The organism is Pedobacter heparinus (genome assembly GCF_032678725.1).
Classification (GTDB): domain Bacteria; phylum Bacteroidota; class Bacteroidia; order Sphingobacteriales; family Sphingobacteriaceae; genus Pedobacter; species Pedobacter heparinus_A.
In genome coordinates this window covers 48,804-73,144 of the sequence record NZ_JAVTSC010000006.1, presented here as the reverse complement: position 1 = coordinate 73,144, position 24,341 = coordinate 48,804, and the positions used below count along the sequence as shown (strand labels likewise).

The 24,341-nt window shown below is 44.4% G+C and carries 15 protein-coding genes; all 15 read right to left on the bottom strand.

What is annotated here, in order from left to right:
• Positions 1–23 precede the first annotated feature (23 nt).
• The 15 genes from R2Q85_RS11080 to R2Q85_RS11010 all read right to left on the bottom strand — a co-directional run bounded on the left by R2Q85_RS11080 (position 24) and on the right by R2Q85_RS11010 (position 24,310).
• Positions 24–1,259, bottom strand: coding sequence for an MFS transporter (locus tag R2Q85_RS11080; protein WP_316811849.1), 1,236 nt, complete (start codon positions 1,257–1,259; stop codon positions 24–26).
• Between the two features lie 18 nt (positions 1,260–1,277).
• The gene (locus tag R2Q85_RS11075; RefSeq protein WP_316811848.1) at positions 1,278–2,300 is read right to left on the bottom strand and encodes a galactose oxidase; all 1,023 of its coding nucleotides are present in this window, start codon (positions 2,298–2,300) and stop codon (positions 1,278–1,280) included.
• 59 nt (positions 2,301–2,359) lie between these two features.
• Entirely contained in the window at positions 2,360–3,286 is a 927-nt protein-coding gene (locus R2Q85_RS11070) for a dihydrodipicolinate synthase family protein (RefSeq protein WP_316811847.1), read from the bottom strand.
• A gap of 42 nt (positions 3,287–3,328) precedes the next feature.
• Positions 3,329–4,978, bottom strand: coding sequence for a sialidase family protein (locus R2Q85_RS11065; RefSeq protein ID WP_316811846.1), 1,650 nt, complete (start codon positions 4,976–4,978; stop codon positions 3,329–3,331).
• A 233-nt stretch (positions 4,979–5,211) separates the two neighbouring features.
• Positions 5,212–6,612 carry a sialate O-acetylesterase gene (locus R2Q85_RS11060; protein ID WP_316811845.1) on the bottom strand — a complete coding sequence of 467 codons (1,401 nt, stop codon included), beginning with the start codon at positions 6,610–6,612 and terminating at the stop codon, positions 5,212–5,214.
• Positions 6,613–6,627: 15 nt separating this feature from the next.
• The gene (locus R2Q85_RS11055; RefSeq protein WP_316811844.1) at positions 6,628–9,330 is read right to left on the bottom strand and encodes a glycoside hydrolase family 2 TIM barrel-domain containing protein; all 2,703 of its coding nucleotides are present in this window, start codon (positions 9,328–9,330) and stop codon (positions 6,628–6,630) included.
• A gap of 6 nt (positions 9,331–9,336) precedes the next feature.
• The gene (locus R2Q85_RS11050; protein ID WP_316811843.1) at positions 9,337–10,128 is read right to left on the bottom strand and encodes a sialate O-acetylesterase; all 792 of its coding nucleotides are present in this window, start codon (positions 10,126–10,128) and stop codon (positions 9,337–9,339) included.
• Between the two features lie 60 nt (positions 10,129–10,188).
• Positions 10,189–11,466, bottom strand: a complete 1,278-nt coding sequence (locus R2Q85_RS11045; protein WP_316811842.1) for a sialidase family protein — start codon at positions 11,464–11,466, stop codon at positions 10,189–10,191.
• A 35-nt stretch (positions 11,467–11,501) separates the two neighbouring features.
• Positions 11,502–12,446, bottom strand: coding sequence for a DUF5017 domain-containing protein (locus R2Q85_RS11040; RefSeq protein WP_316811841.1), 945 nt, complete (start codon positions 12,444–12,446; stop codon positions 11,502–11,504).
• Positions 12,447–12,470: 24 nt separating this feature from the next.
• Positions 12,471–14,285 (bottom strand): RagB/SusD family nutrient uptake outer membrane protein, encoded by a 1,815-nt coding sequence (locus tag R2Q85_RS11035; RefSeq protein WP_316811840.1) that lies wholly within the window; start codon positions 14,283–14,285, stop codon positions 12,471–12,473.
• 19 nt (positions 14,286–14,304) lie between these two features.
• Positions 14,305–17,742: a TonB-dependent receptor gene (locus R2Q85_RS11030; protein ID WP_316811839.1), complete on the bottom strand. Its 3,438-nt coding sequence runs from the start codon at positions 17,740–17,742 to the stop codon at positions 14,305–14,307.
• Positions 17,743–18,030: 288 nt separating this feature from the next.
• A complete protein-coding gene (locus R2Q85_RS11025; RefSeq protein WP_316811838.1) occupies positions 18,031–19,248 on the bottom strand; it encodes a FecR family protein in 1,218 nt (405 codons plus the stop codon).
• Positions 19,249–19,318: 70 nt separating this feature from the next.
• Positions 19,319–19,930: an RNA polymerase sigma-70 factor gene (locus R2Q85_RS11020; protein WP_316811837.1), complete on the bottom strand. Its 612-nt coding sequence runs from the start codon at positions 19,928–19,930 to the stop codon at positions 19,319–19,321.
• A gap of 20 nt (positions 19,931–19,950) precedes the next feature.
• The gene (locus tag R2Q85_RS11015; RefSeq protein WP_316811836.1) at positions 19,951–21,438 is read right to left on the bottom strand and encodes a sulfatase; all 1,488 of its coding nucleotides are present in this window, start codon (positions 21,436–21,438) and stop codon (positions 19,951–19,953) included.
• A gap of 25 nt (positions 21,439–21,463) precedes the next feature.
• A complete protein-coding gene (locus R2Q85_RS11010; RefSeq protein ID WP_316811835.1) occupies positions 21,464–24,310 on the bottom strand; it encodes a glycosyl hydrolase in 2,847 nt (948 codons plus the stop codon).
• Positions 24,311–24,341 lie beyond the last annotated feature (31 nt).

Sequence of the window (24,341 nt, the reverse complement as noted above, 5' to 3'; positions counted from 1 at the left end):
AATAATTACCACTACTTACCAGTTTAGCTGTTGTTATTTTTAAGTTTTATGGCAAATAACAACCAGGTAGCGAGTAACATCACTACAGCCGAAACCTGATAAACAATAGCTAGATCTACCTGGGCATCCTTTAAGGCACCACCGGCATAGACCATTAATCCACCTACAATGGTGCTTAAAAAGTTAAGAAAGCCATAACCTGTGGCAATATAACGTCCATCAGCGATCTGTCTCAATATGGGCATCATGTTGGCATCGTTAAATCCCCTGGCCAGACCAAAGATGAGCATGGCCATAATGGCGATACTGAAAATACTGGTAGAAGCCATTAAGAATAAAAACGGGGCACCAAGTGTAAAACCAATAATAAGGATGTACAGGCGGCCGCGGTTATTTTTCCGTGTCCATCTGTCAGCCAGTATCCCCCCGACAATGACACCGATAAAAGAACCGATCTGAATATAGCCGGTCGCAGAAATTCCGGCCTCGCCAAGGTTAAGGTGAAAGTGATCTTTAAGAAAAGTAGGCAGCCAGCCATATACCAGCCAGTTTACGATGCCCAAAACGGCGAAATAAATGAGCAGAATAAAAAATGAAGCTTCACTGAACAATACTTTTAAGGCACCTGTAAGGCTGATTTTAGTTGCAGGAGCACTTGTTGTATCTTCTTCTTCAGCTCCAGCTTTCTGGTCTTTTAAAACATATAAGAGTATCAGGGAATAGGCTATGCCGATTGCGCCAAAAACATGAAAGCCCGAACGCCAGCCCCATAATTCCGCGATATATCCGCCTAAACCGCCCAGGGCAAGCCCGGCATATAAGCCACTCATGTGTAAACCTGTTGCCAGTGAACGTGTCCGGCCTTTATGGTAATCCGTAATTAAAGCGAGTGCAGCCGGGATGTAACAGGCTTCGCTCACTCCCATTAAAAAACGGGCAGCCAGCATTTCCTGAAATGAAGTGGCATAGCCTGTCCACAGGGTTACTGCCGACCAGACCATTACACTGAATACGATTACTTTTTTTCTGCTGTACCTGTCGGCAAAAAAACCACCAAAGGGGCTCAACAGACCATAAGACCAGAGAAATACCGAAGTCAGTAAACCGAACTGTGCATCTGACAGGTTGAAATCGGCAACAATAGGATCGCGCATGGAAGTGATAAGGATGCGGTCCAGGTAATTCAAAAAGGCTACTATCCATAACAGGGCTACAATAATCCAGGCGTAAAGGGAAGCAGATTGTCCGGAATTCTTCATGATCGGGTTTTAGTTTGATTAGTAATTGATCGCTTTGTATTGTAGCACTTTAGGTGTACGTACCGCAGGTCTTACTTCACCTCCGGGGATGACTACCTTACCGTTCCAGATGGTTAAGGTTGTGGTTACCGGTGCAGGTGCCGGGATCTGATCTGCTACAGACCAGGTATTGTCGAGTGGCTGGTAACGATAAACCTGTTTTGAGAAGCCAGGGTGTTTTTCTCTTAATACGGCGGCATCAGCAGCGGCTTTACCGTCGTCGCCTCCAAATACCAGGAGACTGTTTTTGCCGGCATAAGCCGGGCTCGGTGCTGCCACTACAGCAGCAGGAAGATCAGCAATTCTTTTCCAGCCCTTGTCTGGATCATATTGATAGGCATCTTTCAGGTAATTTCTTATCCCGTTTACCAGCTCTCCCCCACCAAATAAGTAAAATTTACCATTTAAGGCACCAGCTACAGCAAACATACGGGATGGTCCGGGCCAGGGCTCAAGAACTTTCCATGCTTTCTGTGCTGCGCCAAGATCGAGCATCCAAAAGTTTTTTTCTGCATTTTGTGCATCCGGGCTTTCCATGCCGCCGGCTACATAAATGATATTGCCGATGAGTACGCCGGAGGTATTGGCAATGGCTGCAGGTAAAACAGGTAGTGCCGTGATACTGATGCGGCCATTTTCGTATTTTAACAGGGAAACATCCGCCGAATGACCTTTCTGGTTGCTGCCTCCGATGATGATGAAAGCATCTTTCCAGGTAATGGACACCCCATAGCCTGAAGCATATGGTAGTTTTCCGGCGAGTTTCCACTTGCCGCCGGGTTTTTCCAATGCAAATATCTGATCGTGCCATACTTTTTTGGAGCCTGTCCAGGGTGCACCGCCATCGGGGAAATTTGCACCGCCGGCTACCAGTAAGGTGCCATTTGAAACTCCGGCAAAGGAGCCTGCAAAACCAATAGGATTAGGAATCGGGGGCAGTGCAGACCAGGCCGATTCAGACCGGACGATTTGCGCTATCCCTTTGTTGATAACAGTAGACATAAGGAAGATTAAAAATAAATAAACGGGTTTATTCATGGCAGGGTTTAAAATATGCTGGATCAGCTGATGGGTTGCAGCGCTTGTTTCACGACATCAAAAAAATTGATCTTTTCAAGTGCAGATTTAAAACTATCTGCATCCTTATCTGATAGTGGTTCAAGCGGTAAACGGCATTTACCTAAATCAAAACCTTCTATTTTCATCAATGCACGCTGTGCAGGAATTGGCGGGAATTTTACCAGTTCGCGTACCATGTTTACTGCATTTAAATGCACTGCTGCAGCTTCTTCATTTAAACCGTCCTCATAAAGTTTCATCACCCTTAAATACAAGGGGGCTGCAAAAGTATACGTGCTGCCAATGGCGCCTTTTGCACCTACAGCGAGGGCAGGAAGCAGCATTTCATCATAGCCAAAAAGGATGTCAAATTTACCGTTCTTATAGTTCAGGCAGGCCTGGTATTCATGTAATGTAGACGCAGTATATTTAATGCCGGCCAGATTAGGTATGGCAGGCTCAGCCAGTTCCAGAAAAGAGATCATGTCCATTCCTACTCCGGTAAGCGTTGGGATGCTGTAATAATAAAAAGGTGTATTTGGTGCAGCTGAGGCAATTTGTGCCATGCTGCTGACCAGATTTTTTACCGATGTTGGTTTAAAATAGAAAGCCGCAACAGAAGAAATGGCATCGGCTCCTATTTTTTCTGCATGGGCCGCCAGTTTCCGGCATTCTGCGATGGAGCTATGGCCAACATGTACCAGTACCAGGATACGTTTATTGGCTGCGATGACATAAGCCTCGGCAATGGCCATCCGTTCTTCAATGGTCAGATTGGGGCCTTCCCCATTGGTGCCGCAGATGAATACACCTGATAAGCCGTCAGTGATCATTTTATCTACTATGGAAGGTATGATCTCTAAATTTATAGTTCCATCTTCACGATAGGCAGCAAAAGTAGCTGCTATTAATCCAGTTATTTTGTTCATATGATTGTATTTTTATTATAGTAGTTGTATTGATGAAAGGGGTTAAAGCAGTTCATTTAGTTTTATAGTTTGAAATACCATGTCGGCCTGGCTGCTTTCATATAAAATTCCGATGGTATTGTTGTCTATACTGGTTAAGCAGGAATAACCTCTGCTCTTTTCTTCATCCAGCAGGATCTTTTTATTTGCAGACCATGTTTTACCTTCGTCATAGCTTACTTTGATGCTCATGTTTTTACGGGCCGTTTTGGAATCAGGGTTAGAAAACAGCAATACTGATCTTTTTTTTCCGTTTTGAACAAAGTCTTGCCTGATGATGCTGGCCATACAAGTTGGCTCTGGTAAGGCATTGTGCGATGTAGCATGTATTGCCCAATCCTGCCCCAGGTTTTTGGTTACGGCAATGGCCCTTCCATTGGTGCTGCTGGTGTCCTTACTGTTGGCATTGGAACGCATGTTTAACATCAATGTGCCATCTGTAAGTTCTACAACCATGTTTTCTGTAGTGGACTCCTGGGTTGCAGCCTTGCTTGTTTTCCAGGTATTGCCGCCATCTTTGCTATAGGTAATGTTGGAAAAGGCTTTTCCCTTTGCATTTCTGCCCTGAGTAGGAAATACCAGTGTTCCGTCTTTCATGGTAATGCCCTGTCCGGGTGCAGGTGCCCAAAGCCACCATTCTTCGGCTTTACACATCTTGGTCAGGTTTACCGGTTTACCCCAGGTCTTGCCATTGTCCGTACTTTTTACGATCAGGAACTGGGCAGTTTGTTTGGGCTCAAAACCAGGCTGTGAGCCTTTTGTTTTCCATTGGTGGTTCCAGTCTTTACTTTGTTCGGTAAGTCCCTCTATCCATTTCCCCTGTTCATTGATCACCCCATACATCCATAAGCCTGCAATGAAAATGTGTCCTGTTTTTTTATCAACCAGGATATTGGCATCAGATACCCCGTTAAATTTTTCCGGGAGATTGCCCCAGGTACCCATGTCCATTACAATTTGCATGGGCAGCCATGTTTTGCCTTTATCTAAGCTTCTGGACAGACCGATATCTATGTTTCCCTGCAAATCTCTTCCGCTATCGTGGCGAACATCGTAAATACCAAGCAGAGTGCCATCTACGGCTGTAGCAAGCCCTGGAATCCGGTAAGTATGTACCTGGTCCTGGTTGTGCTGCCTAACCGCAATGCCTAAGCGATTGCTGTAGTTATCCGGCTTTATTTTTAAGCTGCCCATATTTAGCACTACATTGCTGGCATTGATATTTAAAAAACCAGCCGGATCTGCATTGGGACCTAAAGTAACGGTTAACCAAAGATAATTGTTCCCTTTTTGAAGAGGCAGATTACCGTTTAAAATGGTTTTTTCCTTCAATGGAGCTTTTATTGCCGCAAAAAGTATTTGCTTTCCCATCTGCTCTGCTTTCTGAAAGCTGGAATCAGGCCCTATCGCAAACAGTTTTATATTATGGATATCGGCAAGCGCAATTGTTCCCTTGGTGAGGAGCTCAATTTGCTGTAATGTAGCGGCTTCATTGAGTTCAATCTTTAAACGTATTACCGGATTGTTCTCTTTTCCTTTAAGAACAGGGATTTTATATTTTCTCTGCTGGGCCTGATTTACCTGGGCAATGGTCATAAGCGGCAGCAGCCAGCACCATATACTAATGGTCAGAATTCTCTTTATTAGGTTCATACGATAAATCTCAGCAATGAAATATTTGGTTATGGAAATATTCTGTTGTTCTGTTTTTAGTACTTATGTAGTACATAACAAATGTGTGAAGTTTTTTTGGCATATCCAAATGTTTTATCATATAAAAAGATCAGAGACAGAAATCATCTGCAGCGCAGCAAGCATACAAATAATTGTTGTGGATGGTAATAATTTAGGTTCATTATCTGAGCCGTTGATTTGTTATTGCGTACTTACCAGGTGTCAGTTCTGAAGGATGATACGGGCAGACCTTCAGTATTGTAAAGGCTGCCAATTACCCAGTCTTTAAAAGCGTATCTAACAGCAACAGGTTTTTTTACCTTTTCATTAAATACCTTCACTCCCTTTGAAGTAATTTTTGCCGTAGCTGGATAAAACTCTTTGTCCATGCCTGCAACTTCAAATCCTGTCAAATCCTTTCCAAATGTACTGAGGCCATTTATAGCATGATCAAAATCAACTTCCACGATATCTCCCCTGATGTGAATTGATTTATATACAGGGCTTGCATGGGCCAGTTGAGTCATCCCATAATTATTGGCTAAGGCCCAGAGGGAAAGTCGCTTCCCTATAGTTACTTTATCCGGGGCATGAATAAAGGCTTCTTTTCCAACGTCCAGGCTCACTACCATCCCAGAATTAGGAATTAATGCCGATGCTTTAAGCTGTGCTTCCCTTAAAAAAGCAGAATTATTGGTGCCATCGTATTTAAAAGGAGCGATCTGGACATAATAAAATGGCCATTCACCAATATTCCATGCTTTACGCCAGCCCTTAACCATTGCCTGCATTAACTGATCATATTGTTGATAATTTGAACGATTTGCCTCACCCTGATACCAGATGATGCCTTTGATGGCATAACCTGCAATTGGATTGACCATCGCATGATATAAAACAGAAGGACTGTTGTGCGATATTTTAGTTTTTTCCTTAATCAAAGGTTGCTTTATAAATGAAAGTGAACTTATACTACCTGGACTCATCCAGGCCTCAATTTTGGTTCCTCCCCATGCCGTCATTATAATTCCAATTGGAACTTTAAGTTTTTCCTGTAATATCTTTGCATAAATATACCCTACTGCACTGAACTCAGAAACGCTCTGCATATTTGCTGCCGTCCAGGGGATGACCTTGCCATCAAACTCAGGCTTAACGGAATATTGTCTTTGAATCTGCATCAAACGGATATTGGGATTTTCGGCCTGTTGTAGGAGCTCATCGGAACCTGCTACCGGTTGATTCTTAAACCCCTTGACTGGCATAGACATGTTTGATTGTCCTGAACAGACCCAAACCTCCCCTACCAGTATGTTCTTCAATATCAGTTTTTCACCGTCATCGAAGGTGATATCAAAAGGGCCGCCCGCTGCTGGTGTACTTACTGAAACACGCCACAAGCTATCGCTTCCCGTTTGGGCGCTGTATGATTTTCCGTTCCAGCTGGTCGTGATCTTTACCTTTGCTGCGGGACTTGCCTTCCCCCAAAGTGCTGCGTTTGTTTTTTGCTGCAGTACCATATTGTGATCGATAACAGGTGGAAGAATCACTTTCGCGTTAACAGCCGCATTTACAAGTATAATCAGGCTGATGCCTATTTTTATTACTTTCATATAGGTTGATATTGATTAGTATATTTTTCGAAGTTGTATGCCGTTCAAAATTGCATCGCCCTTCAAGGGAACGAATTGCAGCCTGATGCCTTTACCATCTTTTACATCTACAAAAAGACGGGTGCTATAGGCCGTTTCGGGTATCAGATAATTATTACTGCCAAGTTGGTCGATCATTTTAACATTGTTGACCAGTACGTCGAAAGTCCGCTCTGCCCTCTTTTGTGCTGTGACTTCTTTATTATCGAGGTTATAGACCAAAGCTTCTCTTTTCGTATCTGAAATCAATTCGGCAAAATGCAGGGTAAGATCGTAGCGGCCATCGGGCACGTCAAAACGGAATTCTTTTATCCCGGCACGCTGAGTTTCATAGATAGGATCGTAATCGGTTCCCAGGATATTCTTATCTGATCCGTATGGATGTCTTGTACTATTCGGGATGCGGTAAACCTCTCCCCCAACATAGCCCCATGATCCGACTTTATACTCCTTTTCAGGAATCCATACCTGATGAGATTTGTCATCTATAAAGTAACGGTTGTCGCCCAGGCTCACGTTGATTTCGGAAAATGGAAGAGCTGCCGATTTCAATACAGATGGCAAAAGGAGGAAATTAATGTCCGCAACATCTTTTATGGTATTTCCAGACGCCTGCACAGCTGCCTCCAGGTGATTTACACCAGCAGAAAACGGTACCTCGAAAGCCGCGACTCCCTCTTTCGGTGTTACACTGCCTAATGTCCTGCCATTCAGATTCAGTGTCACATCAGACTGCTGATTGGTATATATTTCTACCTGCTGGCGGCAGCTCAGTTTTTCCTCACTCTCGGCAATACCACTTCTCAGTGTCCAACTGCGGGACCCGATACTCAAAAATGGTTTCTTAAGCAGGAACGACTGGTAAAGATGATAAACATCCTTCGGCTGGCGATCAATGTCGAGTAATCCTTTGTTGTTGATGTGTGGCATGGCTTCTTCACGTGTTTCTGAATTAAAATCAGCCAAATTCCATGCGATTCCACCGCTCACGTAAGCTCTCGATGAGATGGCTTTGATGTATTCTTTGTGAAAATAGGTTTCGTATTCCAGCGATTTATCGAAACGTTCCGGCGATAAACTGCGGATGCGCGGGTCGCCATCGGCGCCATATTCTGTAATCAATATCGGTGTTTGCGGGAACTCCTTATGATGCCGGTCAATGTGTTCGCCAAACTTTTCAATGCCAGCGGTATACCAGCCATTATAAAGGTTCCAGCCCACAACCTGCGGTACCTGCAAGAGCCCTATACGCTTAAACAGGTCATAATTACTGCTGAAAACAAGCATAGTGTAACGGTATGGATCCTCTTTGTGCAGCAGGCTGTCAATGGAACGGGCAAGGTTTACCACGTTTTTATAATAGATCTCCTGTCGTTTAGGCAGCCCCTTGAACGGAGCCTTTAATAACACTTCATTCATATAGGTCCACATGATTACCGAAGGATGATTAAAATTCTGCCGTACCATTTCTACCTGCATCTCTTTACTGTTGTGATAGAATGCTTCCGATTCAGTGATGGTATTCACAATTGGTACCTCAACACTTGCCAGCACACCAAGACGGTCGCAGGCTTCGAGGATTGCCGGATCCTGCGGATAATGGGCCACCCTCAGGAAATTTGCGCCCATCTCTTTCAATAAGCGAAGGTCTTTTACATGCAGCGCATCCGAAAGCGCATTGCCCATCAGCATATTGTCCTGGTGCCGGCTTGCACCCCAAAGTTTATAGGGCTTACTATTCAAAAAGAACCCTTTATCGGCAGTGAACTGGTACCAGCGAAAACCAAGCGGATGGGTCAATTCATCAAGCACTTCTTTTGTTTTATTGTTGCGGATGGTAGATACCACGCGATACAGGTATGGATCTTCCGGCGTCCAAAGGTGTGGGGCAGGAATCGAAGCAAATTCGCAGCTAATGGGTGTATTGCCAACCTTCAACTTCAATGCTTGTTCCTTTCTTGCTACTTGCCTGCCGTTACGATCCAGAAGGGTATGGGTTACGGTGACTGCACTGCCACCGGTATTGACATTAGCTACTTCCCCGCGGATCATCACTTTGGCCGAGCCTGCACTGACAGTGGGTGTGGATAGGTATAAGGACCTTGCCGCGCGGTCATCAGCACGAAAATGTACCTTTTCATATACATTTAACATGACATCCCGGTAAATTCCTCCAAAGAAGGTAAAATCAGCAGTGAGCGTCGGTATATTGGGATCGAAGGAGTTGTCAACCTGAACCGCGAGGGAAATGGTAGTGCCGCCAGGTACGAGTTGCAAATGGTCGTTAAGGCATACATTGAAGCCGTTATAGCCACCGGTGTGCTGTGAGGCTTTTTTCCCGTTAAGAAATACAGTAGCAACCTGGTTGGCGCCTTCAAAATGAAGATATACCACTTTCTGAGACCAGGAACCGGGAATATGAACCGTTTTTTTGTACCAGGTTTTACCACGGTAATAGCCGGGCTCATCATCCATTACATCATGGGTATTGAAGCTGTGTGGCAAGGAAATCCTTTCCCATTCTACTTTTTCCCGTCCTGCTGTATCTCCCTTAAAAAAAAGCCAGTTTGAGTTGATTGTTTGGTTGATCTGTTGTGCTTTACTTTCAGGTTGGCCAATCGCCATTAAAAAGCACAATAGTATGGTAAATTGTAAAAGATTATTTGGTAAAAAATACATGTATGTCTATTTTTTTTGCTGTAGAATAATCATTTGTGCTGCAAACCGTTTGCCCAGCTCTGTTGCCGAAGCAGCATCGAAATGTGTATTGTCGCCCTTATGAACTAGTCCTTCTGAGCTGGCAATAGCGGTGTTTTTTACTTTCGATGGTAACTGTTTCAACTGATCGTTCACCAATTGATAAGTATCGCGGTAACGTCCAAGTTCGCCCGCGACAAAAGGAAGGTTTTTATCCTTCGCGTTTTCACGCAGACGGCCAATTAATGTTTCCAGTTTTTCAAGGTAACCAGCAGCTCTTTCTGGCCTGCTGTTCGCTTCTCCCTGGTGCCAGATGATCCCTTTGATTACACCGCTCTTCATCGCTAAACGCAACCGCGTAATTGCATCATCATAAGGATATTTTTTGGTAACAGGATCCATGGCGCCCGGCTCCCAGGATGCTATGGCGGTGCCTCCGACCGCACAGGGGATCAGTCCTATCCGTATGCTCGGGTTAGCCTTTGCCATTTCAAGGCCAAAGCTTAGTCCCGGCCCAACTCCTGCCCTGGCCGGCTTATCGAAATGTAAGGGATGCGAAGCCAATACCCATTGACCCTCTTTGTTCAACATCATTACGTTCGGTTGGGAGATATTTTGGTATTCGGTTGTAAGTACTCCGCGGCCGGCCATATTAGACTGTCCGACAAGCAGGTAAAGGTGAAAGTTCTGATCGGGTTGCTCCCGCGTTGAAAATGAGGCAAGTATGAGCGTCATTAATAGGAAAAGCAGATTTCTGCCAGCGGCTTTAAGTATATTCATTGGTTTATGTCTGGTTGTTATGTATTCTAGGATAATTATATTGAGATATACTGCCATCTATCAAGGTTCGGGCTGCCCGTCCAGGAGCCATGTCAGATTGAATTTTTGGAATTCGATGGACCAGTGATTGTTGTCGTTAGCAGGAAGTTCACGTTGTTCCACTAATGCGCCAATGGCGAAGTCGGCCGTCTTGGTCATGCTTGAATATCCACCCTTACCCTGTGCAGCTGCCTCTTCCGGGGTGATCGTATTGTGTAGCCTCCGGCTTGCGTACCAGGTTTGTCCTTCATTGTAACTCACCCGGGCCGTCATGTTATAACGAGTAGTTTCGCTGGCTGAATTCAGAAAAATGATGCGTGAACGGTCGCCGGCATACCGCAATATAGAGCCCTCGCAACGGGGATCAGGCAGTGCCGAAACTGCGGTGAATTCCGAAAATCCATTCTCAATTGTCCCGGTTGAAATGTATCTTCTTTTGGCTATATCCCAAATGGTTTTTCCAGGCCGGTCATTACGCATGAGTGTACCATTTGCGCGTTCTACGATGGTACCTTCGTCTGTTCCCTTGGGAATGATCAGATATTGCCATGTCGCTCCATGGTCATCGCTGTAAATATTTCTTCTTCTGGCAGGAATGATCAGGCGGCCTGGATGAGGACCTCCGGTAGTCTGGATACCAACGCCAGGCCCCATGGTGTCCCAAGTCATTGTAGCGGGCAAAAGTGTACTTGTTTTGTCGACTGGAGAAGCCCAGCTGGCGCCATTGTTATCACTCCAGGTTACTTTCACACGTCTTTGACCCCAGGTATCAACCGGATCGGTATCACCACCACCAAATTCGCTATGGTCAGCATCATTCCAGGACATGAAAAGCCATATCCGCCCGGTGTCCCCATCCACAACTGAGGTGGGGTTGCCCCAGGTACCAAGCGTAGTTCCGGCTATAGTTTGGAGCGGGAGCCATGTTACGCCATTGTCAGATGATCTTTTACAGACCACATTGATGTTGCCGTAATCATTATCGCTATTTGCCCTTCCTTCGCAAAATGCGATAAGCGTACCGTTGGTTGTCCGTACGAGAGAAGGGATGCGATAAGCGTGAAATCCTCCGGTCCCCCCATCAAATAACTTGATACTGGTGTGTACGGCTGATGACAACAGTGCGACATTTTCCTGATGCTGTGCACTTTTGGAAGTGTTGGGACGCTCCGGATCGTCAGTTTCCCGCTGTTGACAGGAGGAAAACAAAATGAGCAACAAAAAAAGCACGGTAGTGGCCATCACTGCACAGCGTGAAAACGGAAATTGCATGACCACTGAATTCAGATTCTTTTTCATAAAAATATTTGGTTAAAAGGACGCGAGATTGCGTCTTAAGGTACTGTAACCTCGATTTCGCGAACAACGCTGGCCTGACCTTCATAACTCGCATTAGACGCTATGAAAACAGCTTTGTATTTTCCAGGAGTAGTGTAGTTAAAAGAATATCTGCTTAACCGGGGATTGATGGCACTCTTGACAGCGATTGGGCGATCAGGTCCCAGATCTACCTTACTCAAGGTAAAGCCCTTACTGATGGCCCAGGACTCGGTTCTGACTTCTTTGTTCAGATGATTCCCGGTCAATCTGACTGCACCGTTGCTTTCAATCACCACTCCCCGGCCTGGATCCAGTATTGCGCCGTCACTAAGCAGATGCCAGTCTGCGGTAGTATGTGTAGCCAGCGATGTGACACCCAGATCCGTTGAAGATTGCAACGAGAAATCGCGAATGCGCCAGGTAGAATTACCTCCATTTAAAGTTTGTGGTTCACAAATATAATAGAAGGCATAATAGAGTGGTTTGCCATCTACAAGAAGGTCGCTGATATCTACCGTTCCAGAGGGCAATGATCCAGATGCTCCACGTACATTAAGCTTATAACGGTTGGTGATGTTCGTCCAATTTGCAGCTCTGATATTGGGAATATCGTAAATACCGCTAAAATCTGTAGAAACCAGTACTGATAGTTGGTTCTCCTGGCTTCCGGTGCTGGCAAGAGTGGACGTGAACGATGAGAGCAGACCTGATACCTCCAGGATGCGCCCTTCACGGTACTCATAATCGCTGCCAAGCACGCCCGAATAGAAGGATATCAGCGCAGCATCGCCAGAGAAATTGAAAGTTGCCTGTTTGACAGGATTGCCAGACGTATCGATAGTTGAAGTCACCTCGTAGCTCGATACTTCGAAGTCAGGCGTGTTTACTTCCCCTTCTTTAGTGCATGAGGCCAGAAAGATGCTAAGGAAGAAAATGATGGAGATGTAGTTTAATTTCATGATGACAAAATTTAAGTGAATTGATTACCAGCCCTGGTTCTGTTTAAGCATCCGGTTGAGCGACATTTCGTTTGAAGGAATGGGGAACAGGTAGTTTTTCTCAGAAACGTTAAAGCCGGCCCTTGCTTCGAACTTATACCCGGATACTGCAATTAGATCTATTTCCGTTGCAGCTGCCCGCATTTCGTCAATAAATTTCTCCCAGCGAATAAGATCACCTTTACGCAATCCTTCAAAGCACAGTTCCCGGCTGCGTTCGTCGCGCAGGAACACCCGAAAGTTAGCCGTTGAGCTGTAGTCGCCAGCAGGGATATCTGCTGAACCGGGAATGGTAATTGCCGCTGTGGCAGTGGCCCCGGTTCCAGTACCGGTAATGGTAACGGTTGGTGCCGAGGTGTAAAATGACCCCCGGTTTGTTATGGTGATCGCCGTTATCCTCCCGCTGGCAACTGTTGCGCGTGCGATTGCGCCCCTGCCCCCTCCGCCCGTAATGGTAACAGTTGGAAGAATAGTAGTGGAATATCCGCTGCCGCCATTTGTTACGGTTATCCCACTTAAATTTTCTCCGTGAACAATTTTACCAAAGCCTCTTCTTCTCACCAGATTGACCGCGTTCACCGCTTCGGTTGATGGACTTGCTGTAAGCTCATTATCCGCTTCAGCGAACATCAGGAGGATATCAGCATAGCGAAGGATCGGATAATTGATCGGGCTGAAGCTGGTGCTTTTCGGTATAACCACTTCGTACATTCTGCGGTACTTGCCACAGCTGCGCTGCCAGGTATTGCTCTCTGCCCAATATTGTTTTTCTGCGTTGTTGGTTCCTCCATAAATGTATGGTGCAATATTCCAGTCACGACGGTCATCGAGCGCCTGGTACCTGTTATAGAAACGCGGAGTGGCATTGATACGTCCAAGACTATAGCCTGTATCAACATTCAGACAACGGATGCCGTTCCTGGTGCCTAGACGACCACTTTCTGTATATGCATCTGAACGATTTCCCCAGAATTCAACTTCGAACAGACTTTCTTTAATGTCGTATTTGTCTGCTGCGAGATTGATGAATACCTGGTTATAGGAATCATTCAGGGCATGCGCTGCTTCGGTATCGTCAATCACCTTTTTTGCCCATTCCCGGGCATCGGCATATTTCGACTTGTCATTCAGGGGGTAGCCAGCCATATAAAGGTAAACCCTTGCCAGGATCCCGCGTACGGCCGATTTATTTGCCCGTCCGCCAAAGCCCAGTGTTTTGATGGGCTGTACAAGCGTTTCCGCTTCTTTAAGATCGGATACGATCTGGTTATAAACATCCTTTAAGGCTGCGCGCGGACGCTGCGTATCTTCAGGTGATTTGGTCGTTTCCAGGATCAACGGCACGTCACCCCACATCTGCGCAAGCAGGAAGTAGTAATAGCCCCGAAGAAAAAGCGCTTCCCCTTTAATCACCCCTCTTTTCTTTTCATCCATCACTGGCCGATTGATATTTTCAAGCAGCAGGTTAGCACGACCGATGCCATTATACAGCGTTCTCCAGGTGGCGTCTATCTGTGTATTGGAACTTACGAAATTATACACCTGAACGCCATTGGTAACGCCGGCATGTCCGTAAACACCTTCATCGGTAATATCATACTGGTAGAAAACATTGTCTCCATAAAGTGCGGAGTTGCCCAGTACATCGTACACACCCGTAAGTGCATAATCTATTTCTTTTTCAGAGTTAAAGTAAGTTGACGGAGCGAGGAAATCGCTTGGCTCTGTTTCCAGGAATTTTTTACATGATCCCAGTGTCAGCAGCGTGATGGTCAGAAATAAAATATAGAAAGATTTCATGTCGTTATACAGTTAAATTTTAAAAGCCAGCCCTAATTCCAAATACAAGTGTATTAGCCCTTGGATAGGCAGAATAATCAAAGCCCGGAGTGAGGGCAGAGTTACGTACTGACACCTCTGGGTCCATTCCGGAATAGTTGGTCCATGTGTAAAGATTTTGAGCTGAAACAGAAACCGAAAGGCTCTTTACAACAATGGATTGTAAAACCTTGGTTGGGATAGCGTAAGAAAGGGCCACGGTCTTGAGCCGCAAGTATGAGCCGCTTTCAAGATAGTAGTCAGAATAATAACCTACCTGACCAGCTCCGCCGGCACGAAATATTTTGCTGTCCTGATTTTCAAATGTCCAGCGGTCGTTGTAAGATGCAAACTGGTTCAGGTCTCTCTTATTTGTAACATTTCCCTCAAACATCATACGGTTTGCATTATAAATTTGATTTCCATATGACCATTGAAAGAAGACATTCAAATCGAAACGCTTATAACTAAAATTGTTATTGAATCCTCCGGAGTGTTTCGGAAGCACCCGTCCAATGACAACCCGGTCTTGAACATCCACTACGCCGTCAAGGTTGATGTCTTTATAGCGGATATCACCTGGCTGAACCCGATATCGGGCCATCCCATTTGTAGGCCTGGAGAGCTTAAGGGAATAAGTTCCGCTTGCAGACACGTCGAAATCATCTACCTGATAAAGACCGTCAGACAGGTAGCCAAAGAACGCTGCAGCTGGCCCGTTCAATGCTGCTATATAGAGCGGTTCGTTAGTGAAACCGCTGTCCCATGATACCGTACTCAGCATGTTACCTTGATTCTCCGACAGCCCCATCACCTTGTTCCGGTTGAAACTGATGTTAAAATCGCTGCTCCAGGTAAACCTTCTGGATTTAACATTCACGGTAGTCAGCGTCAATTCAAGGCCATCATTTCTGATCTCACCAATATTCTTGTAAACTCTTGTAAAACCGGTGGTGGTTGGAATATCGGCATTAAGCAACAAGTCAGAAGTCGTTTTACGATAGATATCGGCAGTGAATAAGATTCGGTTCTTTAAGAAGCCCAGATCAATTCCTATGTCTGTCTGAGTGGTGCTCTCCCACTTCAAATCCTCATTGCCAAGGGAAGACTGAATTGCCCCCGTCATAGGACTTCCATTATTAAATGAATAAGACGCACCTAGCGGATTGGTGAGTTGAGGCAAGCGGTCAAAGTCGCTCACCCGATTGTTTCCGGTAACGCCATAACTTGTTCGAAGCTTCGCTTCCGAAATGAATTTAAGCGGCTTCATAAAGTTTTCATCCTTTATCCGCCAGGTCAGCCCGGCAGAAGGAAAATAGCCCCAGCGGTTCTTCGGCGCAAATTTTGAAGAACCGTCGGCACGGAAACTTACTGAAAGAATATACTTTGACTGATAGTGGTAATTCACACGGCCAAGAAACGAAGCGAGGGTATTTTCAGTAGCGGATGAATTGGTAGACCCCGGAATCCCCTGTTCGAGGCCAGGTATACCAAGCGATTCGTTCGGAACGTTCTGCGATAGAAAACCATAACCCTCTGCATTTGCACCCTGCATGGTAAACCCTCCTAATACTTCCATACGGTTTCTCTCGCCGATTTTTTTTGTCCATGTCAGGATATTTTCGTTAAGCCAGCTACTTTTTTCTCTGTAATCGACGCTACCGAACTGACCACGGGTATTGTTCGGGAACAAGGGGGTTCCCTTTGACGTAAGGGAATTGTAAAAACTCATATTTTTACGAATCCGGCTTTCGAAGCCACCGCTCATGCGCAGTTTCAGGCCGGGAACTATATTGTATGTAAGGAAAGCATTGGCTATGATATTGCTCGAAACCGATTTTCTGAGTTCATTCTCAGCAGTTAAGATCGGGTTCACGCGGTAATCCATAGTTTCATCAATATCTTCATCCATAAAGTCATCTTCAAGGCCATCATCGAACTCTTCATCGAAATCATCAGGGTTCAGGCTTCTTCCCGATATGGGTCGGTATCCCCAAACAGAATACATCAAATAACTGCTCGCGCCAGTTCCCGCATTTGCGCTGGAAGCGATCTGCCCATTGTTGCCGAACCTGCTGTAATTTAGGTTTAGCCCAACATCGATTTTCTTACTGATATTCTGATCCAGAACGAAGCGGCCCTGGTAACGATTTTGTGCAGTATTGATCATTACACCTCCCTGATCAGACACGGATCCCGAAACAGAATACTTCGTTTTTTCGGTGCCTCCACGAAGGGAGATGTTGTATACTTGCATGAGTGACTGTCGGAATAACTTGTCCTGCCAGTTTATCCCGGAAGTTCTCTTGTAATCTTCAAGCGTCAGGCCATTGGTAAGGTAACGGTCTGTAGTTATTTGTGCGTCGCGTTCATAATGATAATTGACGAAATCAAAAGGTGACATCACATCCATCCTTTTAGTAACATTCTGGAAGCCCACAGTTGCTGTTGCCGTAATAACAGGGGTACCGACCTTGCCACGCTTTGTTTCTATTACAACAACGCCATTTGCACCACGTGCACCATAGATGGCTGTTGCAGCTGCATCTTTCAGAATATTAAAGGTTTTGATATCATCAGGAATAAGTGAGATATTCTCGGGATCTTCCATGGGAAACCCGTCGATCACATAGAGCGGTGAATTATCCTGCGTAAGTGAGTTGGCACCACGGATAATGATATTGATTCCTTCCTGACCGGGCTGCCCATCGTTGGAAGTGACATTAACCCCTGCTACTCGTCCGGCCAAGGCCTGCTCAACAGAAAAGACGGGAGCTTTCTGAAGTTCCTCAACATTAACCTCTGAAACGGAACCTGGAAGATCCCTTCTTTTGGTGCTTCCATAACCTACGATCACCAGTTCATCCAGACTGGTTGCATCGGGCAAAAGTGCAACAGTGAAGGATATTCGTCCCCTGATCGGTTCTTCGATGGTCTTGAAACCCAGATATGTAAAAATAAGAATGCCATTGGAATCCGGAACACCAATTCTAAAATTGCCTTTCGCATCGGTGCTGGTTGCGGCCGTTCCATTTTTAAATCTGATGCCTACGCCCGCCATTGCCTGGCCCTTGTCATCTGTTACCCGTCCTGTTACCACGATGGGCGGTTTCTGAAAAAGGGATATGGCTTTATCTATTAATGAAGGTTCAATTTTAGTCAGTACGATGTCCTTCCTTACAATTTTATAATTCAGAGATAGGTCTTTGATGAGACTTTTTACCGCTTCATCAATTGAAACATCATTTACTTTAATGTTGACTTTACGGTTATCGAGGTCTTTAACATTATAAATGAAGCCATATCCAGACTGGCTTTGGATAGATTGCAGAATCTTTTTAACAGGTGCATTAATTTCATTTAAGGTGATTTTCTGTCCAAGTCCTCTTGCACTTACCTGTGCTAAGGCAACAATTAATAGGAAAGTAGTTAGCCTCATTATTAATAATAGTTTAGGCGGTATCTGCAATAACGGCATACCACGGTTAGATGCATTATTATTCATATATTTGGTTTGGTTGAGTTGATGTAATGTTGTACCAGCATTTATTTTATCCCTTATGGCTTTGCCCTCAGGGAAAGGTTAGCTCAATCTCCTGCCGGATAGTGCGTCGAACTACTATCCGGCTTCTTATTGCAAAAACCTTAATCATTTCTTTTCTAGGCCCGTTGTTGTCTTTTCATTTTAGTGTTTATTTATTTGGTTTAGTTAAGGACGAAGTCCGTTTTATTTTTTTACAATAATTGTCCGGCCATCTATTTCAAAATTTACCTTCATAAACTTCAAAATATCCACCGTTTGGGTCAGTGTGTTATTTCTATCTATATTGCCTGTAAACCGCTCATCGGGAATGCCGTCCGGATATCTGATGTCAACATTATACCATCTGCCCATTTCCTTCAATACGGCTTCCAGATTGGCGCTGTTAAAAGCAAATCTTCCATTTTTCCAGGCTATGATATTTGTAGCATCTACCGCTCTTACGTTTATTTCATTACCGGTAGTTAAAGTAGATTGTTGATTTGGATGGAGGATAACACTTCCTGAGTGATTTGCTTTAGCGCTTTGTACCCGGACCAAGCCCTCGAGCAAGGTAGTTTTAATTCCTTCTCCCTTATATGCACTGACGTTAAAGTGTGTACCTAATACTGTTACTTCCTGTCCATCGGTTTCCACAATAAACGGCTTATCTTTATTTTTAGCAACCTCAAAATATGCCTCACCAATTATTGAAATTCTACGCTCCATATCAGTAAATTGACTTGGGAAATCTATTTTTGAGTCGGCGTTGAGCCACACTTTAGTGCCATCCGGTAAAGTTACCTGGTAGGTTTGGCCACGGCTGGTCGTTAAATTGAGCATCTGAGCTTTCCGCAGAGCCTCCTCACCGTTTATACCCTTGCCATCATCCCAGCGCTCCACAGCATTGCCGTCGTTATCCACAGCTTTGCCGTCGTTATACTTCAAGCCATCTACAGCTATAATCAGCCCTGTTTTCGCATCACTAAGGGTTATCACTTTACCATTGGCAAGCCTAAGGGTTGCCCCATTTTTACCTGGCGCTATGTCGTTGGCAAGCGGGGATCCAGGATGATGGCCGCCAAACAGACCAGAAGCATAATACAACCATATGCCTAAAGTACATATTGCTATTGCTGCGGCAAACGAAGCCAGGCCTGCAAAGCCGTTCCATCTGATCATCTTTGCCTGTACAGGAACTGTATCACTTTCAGCAGCGTAAATTGCATTCAGCATCCTGGTTCTGGCCAGCCGATCAAAAGGCTGTTCGGCGTCAAGTTTCTCCCAGCAATCTTTCATAAGCTGTTCCAGCTCTGCAGTATATCTGCCAGATTCCAGCATTTCGAAAAGTTCCAGCTCCAGCTCCGAACTGATTTGATCATCGAAGTATTGTCTGAATAGCCATGCCAACCTTGTTTCTTCCATAACTTATACAACAGCTTTTAAGCTTGTTTTAAACTAAAGACGAAATGATCTTAAAAAAGGGGTAGTGAAATTAAAAAAAGATCAAGAAAATTGTCATAACCGCCAGAATGCTCAGTTCTATATTGGACTTCAGCTCAGTTTTTATAAAGGAAACTGCATACTGGATGTGCTTCTTTACGGTTTCCTGCGAAATTCCCAATTGCTGCGCAATCTGATGATGCTTCAGGCGATCGTACCTGCTGAGCATATAGACCCGTTTGCTTTGTTCAGGGAGCTTACTGACCACCCGATCGATCAGGGCACGATAAACTTCAGAAGAATGCTGCGCATCGGTGTTTTCGGCCTCATCTATTAAAAATTTTTCAAGCGCTACAGCCTGCAGCTTTTCCCTGGCCTGTTTCCTTAAATGATCCAGTACCCGGTTTCGGCACATAATAAAAGTATAATTGCTAAAGCTTTTGATTTCCGGGAGATCTGCCCTTCGGAGCCAGATCTTTATAAAAATATCCTGAACAATTTCTTCGCTGATCTCCATCGATTTCGTCATTTTGAGCACATAGGTACCCAACAGATTGTAGTAGGCTTCAAATAATTCAGAAAAAGCACGCTGATCCCCTATCGCGACTCTCGCCAGCAATTCCGCTTCGTTTTCAAGGGCTTTAAAATCTCTCGTTCGTGGCATCCAGATCAGTCATTATTAATTTACTTGTTTGGGCGAGCTTGCTGCCATCCATCGTTAAACTTTTGTTTCAGTTCTTTAACCAAAGTCACATTAGCAGGGACATCAGCTATGTTATTTATTTCAGCAGGATCGGCCTGATGGTCATAAAGTTCTATTGCTTTAACTTCAGCTGTCTTAAAATCACGCCACTCTACATAGCGGTAGCGATCTGTTCTCATCGTATAACCCATTAAATCAGGTGCGCTTTTGTATATCCAGGGCCGGGGAAACTGACTAAATACCGCACTCTTCCAGGGTTGATTGGGCTTATCTAATAGTGGCACCAAACTAGTTCCTTCCAGACCATCTGGAATTTGGAAGCCACCCAGATCGGCTAAAGTTGGGTATAAATCTACCAGTTCAACTAATCCATTGGATTTGACACGCTGCTTTTTCCCTGGAGCTGCAATAATCAAAGGTACTCTGGTATCCAGTTCATAATTGGTTGATTTTGCCCATAAGCCTTTTTCTCCTAAATGAAACCCATGGTCACTCCACAATACAATAATGGTATTTTTTGTTAAGTTTAAACGCTCTAATTCGGCCAGTACTTTTCCAATCTGGGCATCAGTATAACTAACCGCGGCATAATAGCCATGTAATAATTCCCGCGTTTTGTCATCCGTGATTAATTGATTAAACCCAATGTCGGTGTATCCCCTAAGTTCTTCGCTCTTATGTGCTGCATAGGGTGGTATGTTTTTAGGAAGGGTTTTCTGAACTGGTAATGAAATATTTTCCCGGTCGTACATGTCCCAATATTTTTTAGGTGCACTGAAAGGCAAATGTGGCCTGCGAAATCCTACAGCGAGAAAGAACGGCTTGTCCTTATTTTTTTTTAGCACATCCACTGCCTGGTCTGCTACCTGTCCGTCTATATACGCGTTATCAGACACGTCGGCCATTTCTGTAGCGGCAGCCTTAGCTGAATTTTTTTGGAGATTAGCAGGCAACACATATTTGCCTTCTCTTTTGGTAACTGCAAGTATCTCCGGCACAGACCAGGAAAGTGAGTCTTGTGCGGATGCGGGATCATGGTAAATTTTACCAATACTTTGTGTATGATACCCGTTATTTTTAAAATATTGAGGTAAGGTAACCACGTCCGGAATAGTGCTGCGGAAGTGTGTCTTCAGGTCCCAAACCTTTGTTGTGTTTGGTCTTCTTCCGGTCATTAAAGAAGTCCGTGAAGGTGAACATACAGCTTGCTGGCAATAAGCCTGGCTAAATAAAACGCCTGATGCTGCCAGTTTATCAATATTGGGGCTTTTCACTGTTCTATTCCCGTAGCAACCTAATTCGGGGCGTAGGTCATCTACCGCAATAAAGAGGACATTAGGTTGCTGCTTACTGTTTTTCAATTCCTTTTTTACCCCGCAACCTGTAATTGTAAGTATTGCCACAGAAATGGCTAGCGGAATGTATTTATTGATGTAAAATATCCTGTTAACTTGTTTTTGATTTTTCATATTTATGTGCACTAAAATATTTAAATTATACTAAACTTACAGGCCCCATTAACCCTGCACTGTAGAATGGTTGTGCTTTGGTATGGGTCCATTGCTGAGCAACGGGATTATTTTTCAGAGACTTCATATAATTTCCCAATACCGTAGTAACTTTTATTTTTATGCTATTCTCACCGGGCTTTAGCGTTCCCTTTAAATCATAGCTATGTTTTCCATACCACCTGAATCCCAGTGGCTGGCCGTTTACTTCCAGTTCTGATATGCCAGATACCTTTCCAAGGTCTAGCGAATGGTAATGCTCCGGACTTTCGATAAGAAATGTCTGCTCATAAAAAATAACTCCGCCGAAGGACTGGAGCTCCGGATCATCTTTAAAATCTATAAGTTTTTTAAATTCTGTTTTACGGGGCTGTTCATTTCCCTTTTCCAGGGTTACATCCCATGGGCCGTTAATGGTGTAGGGTTGTTTAGCAGCAACTTTTGGAAGTTTATACAGCTCACCTTCGCTGTCATTTGTAAACACGATTAACATGGATTGGGCAGGATTAAGACTGATCCTGAGCTTGTTCTTTACATCCTGATATGGATACAGGTACTTTTTGCCCGTCTCAGGATCCCATAGCCATGCCGTTCTGTTTCTGACATTAAAGGTAGCTGTGAATTCATGAGTTTTTTCCAGATGATAATTGCTGATAAAGAAAATAGCTGCTTCGCCGGTTTTGTAATGCACCTGACTCACATGCGAAACAGGTTTATCGAACTTAACAAATGGTGTCAGATTATATTTTAATTGTAGCTGCGTATACCAGTCTATGATTTTCCCTTTGGGAGCAGGAAAGAAACTGATATTGCGGGGAAAATCCTTTTTTAATGATTGAATTTCGGTATAGACCTTTTGATCTCTCGCTGCAGCATTCTGCTTCCCGAACGATTTAACAGGTTCTTTGCCGATAAAGATCAGCAATCCGCCTGCAGCTGCAAATTTTCTAAGCAACTCAGGAGTTTCGGGCGCTACCGATTCCATTTCTGTCATGAACAGCACTTTATAACTCCTTGTATTATAATGAAACCTGCCTTTAGAAAAACTGCACTTTTGCAGGATGTTTTCGTTGATATAATCACAGCCACCTCCATTCTGATGGATAGCCTCCCATATGTTGTTGGCATATGCAGGATACACGATTTGTGGAACTTGTTGATATTGAAGGCCCACCTCCGACCACATATCTGCCAGGGGGAACATAATGGCTATATCCGATTGCATTTCCGAATCCTGAAAAACTGCAGACAGTCGGGCTTTATAATCGATCCATGTTTTTAAATAGGGCCACCAGGGATTTCTTTCACTAAAAAAAGTGCCATAGCGTACCCATCCCGGAAAGGGAACATCGGGAGGGCTATAATTGAATCCATGCAAAATGGAATGGGTAACACCAGAAAGATTACTTTGATCTCCTACAATCTTTATTCTTTCTAAGCTCTCATTAAAAACGAGATCTGTGTTGGTCATTTCTTCGCAACTGATCATACGTTTTCCGGTTAGTCTTGCCGCCGATGAAACAAACTTATTCACAGGCCGGTATGCCCTGCCGGTTTTAAAGGTATTTTCCGGCAGATCACCGCCCACATCATCACGGATCCAGGTTTCACATTCCGGAATATCGGGCAGCATAGCTGATTCCAAGGTATAGTATTCGCGACCATAAGCCTGCACTCTTGATTTAACCTTGTTTTTCTTGCACCAATCAATAAATGTATATAAAAACCTCTCGTTGAATAATTCAAGCCGGGTTGTTTCAAAATCATATCTTACCTGGTTAATCTCGTCCTGTGTCTGGGACGAAAGCGTGATGATCCTTTCAATGGACTGCGAGCCGGTATGACTGAGTCTTTTACTTAATTTAAAGAGAATAAAAGGCAAATAAGGTTCCAGCGAATAGCCTCTTCTCTGCTTAAACTGTTCCAGCATATCATCACACCAGTTGGAGCCACGCAGTTCCAGACTGTCAACAAATATGGACCTGAAGTACTCAGCCATATGGCCAATTTTACCAGAAATCGCATCGGACATTCTATCCAGATACCGTAGAACTGCAGCTTTATTATAATGATCGAGAACTGGCCCCGAAGCTCCGGGTGCCCCAAGCGTCACAGATGCATAGCCGGTTAACTTTACCATAATATAAAGTATATGTTCACCGGGAGGCACGTCAATAGTGACCTCCGCATTTTTTATTTGCGAATTGAGGTCAACCCCAGGATGGAAAGCGTCAAGACGTGCCGATGAAAGCCTTAATCCGAATAGTTCCATTGACCCGGACTCGCGTTTCATCAGAAAATCTGTTTCCGCTAATAAATCCTGTTTTTTTATGCTGAATTGTTGTGGACCTTTCAAATTTTTTGTACCGAGTGCCAGTAATTGTATCTGCTCCTCTTTTTTGAGGAACTCACCGCCGAAGGGCCAACCGGAACCTACAATAAGATCACAGGTTATCCCTCGCTCTTTAGCGGCAATTAAGGTTGTCTTTAGTACAGCTAACCATTCTTCGCTCAGCCAGTTAAGCACTTTATAGTTCAATGGGTTGCCACCTTTAGGGAATGCTACCGGATTAATTTCTACCCCGGAAATTCCCTTTTCTTTAAGTAGGTCCAATTCACGTAGCAATTCTTTTTCCACAACTCTTCCCCCATTCCACCACCAGCGCATAAAGGGCCTCGCTGAGGCAGGCGGATTTTGGAAATTTTGATATAAGCTGGCTGCAGATGCTGAATTCATTTCAGCAGCATTCCCTGGTTCTGTGGAGAAAGGAAATCCATAAACTAATGGTGTTAAGGCACCAATCCTGACAAAATTTCTTCTCGATATCTTCATTCTTTAACCAACTCGTACTCATTAAATGGGT

Bases quoted from the DNA above. Each gene is read 5' to 3' on its own strand.
- R2Q85_RS11055 (WP_316811844.1), bottom strand. From the start codon at position 9,330: ATGTATTTTTTACCAAATAATCTTTTACAATTTACCATACTATTGTGC.
- R2Q85_RS11045 (WP_316811842.1), bottom strand. From the start codon at position 11,466: ATGAAAAAGAATCTGAATTCAGTGGTCATGCAATTTCCGTTTTCACGC.
- R2Q85_RS11060 (WP_316811845.1), bottom strand. From the start codon at position 6,612: ATGAAAGTAATAAAAATAGGCATCAGCCTGATTATACTTGTAAATGCG.
- R2Q85_RS11075 (WP_316811848.1), bottom strand. From the start codon at position 2,300: ATGTCTACTGTTATCAACAAAGGGATAGCGCAAATCGTCCGGTCTGAA.
- R2Q85_RS11040 (WP_316811841.1), bottom strand. From the start codon at position 12,446: ATGAAATTAAACTACATCTCCATCATTTTCTTCCTTAGCATCTTTCTG.
- R2Q85_RS11010 (WP_316811835.1), bottom strand. From the start codon at position 24,310: ATGAAGATATCGAGAAGAAATTTTGTCAGGATTGGTGCCTTAACACCA.
- R2Q85_RS11080 (WP_316811849.1), bottom strand. From the start codon at position 1,259: ATGAAGAATTCCGGACAATCTGCTTCCCTTTACGCCTGGATTATTGTA.
- R2Q85_RS11020 (WP_316811837.1), bottom strand. From the start codon at position 19,930: ATGCCACGAACGAGAGATTTTAAAGCCCTTGAAAACGAAGCGGAATTG.
- R2Q85_RS11030 (WP_316811839.1), bottom strand. From the start codon at position 17,742: ATGAGGCTAACTACTTTCCTATTAATTGTTGCCTTAGCACAGGTAAGT.
- R2Q85_RS11025 (WP_316811838.1), bottom strand. From the start codon at position 19,248: ATGGAAGAAACAAGGTTGGCATGGCTATTCAGACAATACTTCGATGAT.
- R2Q85_RS11050 (WP_316811843.1), bottom strand. From the start codon at position 10,128: ATGAATATACTTAAAGCCGCTGGCAGAAATCTGCTTTTCCTATTAATG.
- R2Q85_RS11035 (WP_316811840.1), bottom strand. From the start codon at position 14,285: ATGAAATCTTTCTATATTTTATTTCTGACCATCACGCTGCTGACACTG.
- R2Q85_RS11070 (WP_316811847.1), bottom strand. From the start codon at position 3,286: ATGAACAAAATAACTGGATTAATAGCAGCTACTTTTGCTGCCTATCGT.
- R2Q85_RS11015 (WP_316811836.1), bottom strand. From the start codon at position 21,438: ATGAAAAATCAAAAACAAGTTAACAGGATATTTTACATCAATAAATAC.
- R2Q85_RS11065 (WP_316811846.1), bottom strand. From the start codon at position 4,978: ATGAACCTAATAAAGAGAATTCTGACCATTAGTATATGGTGCTGGCTG.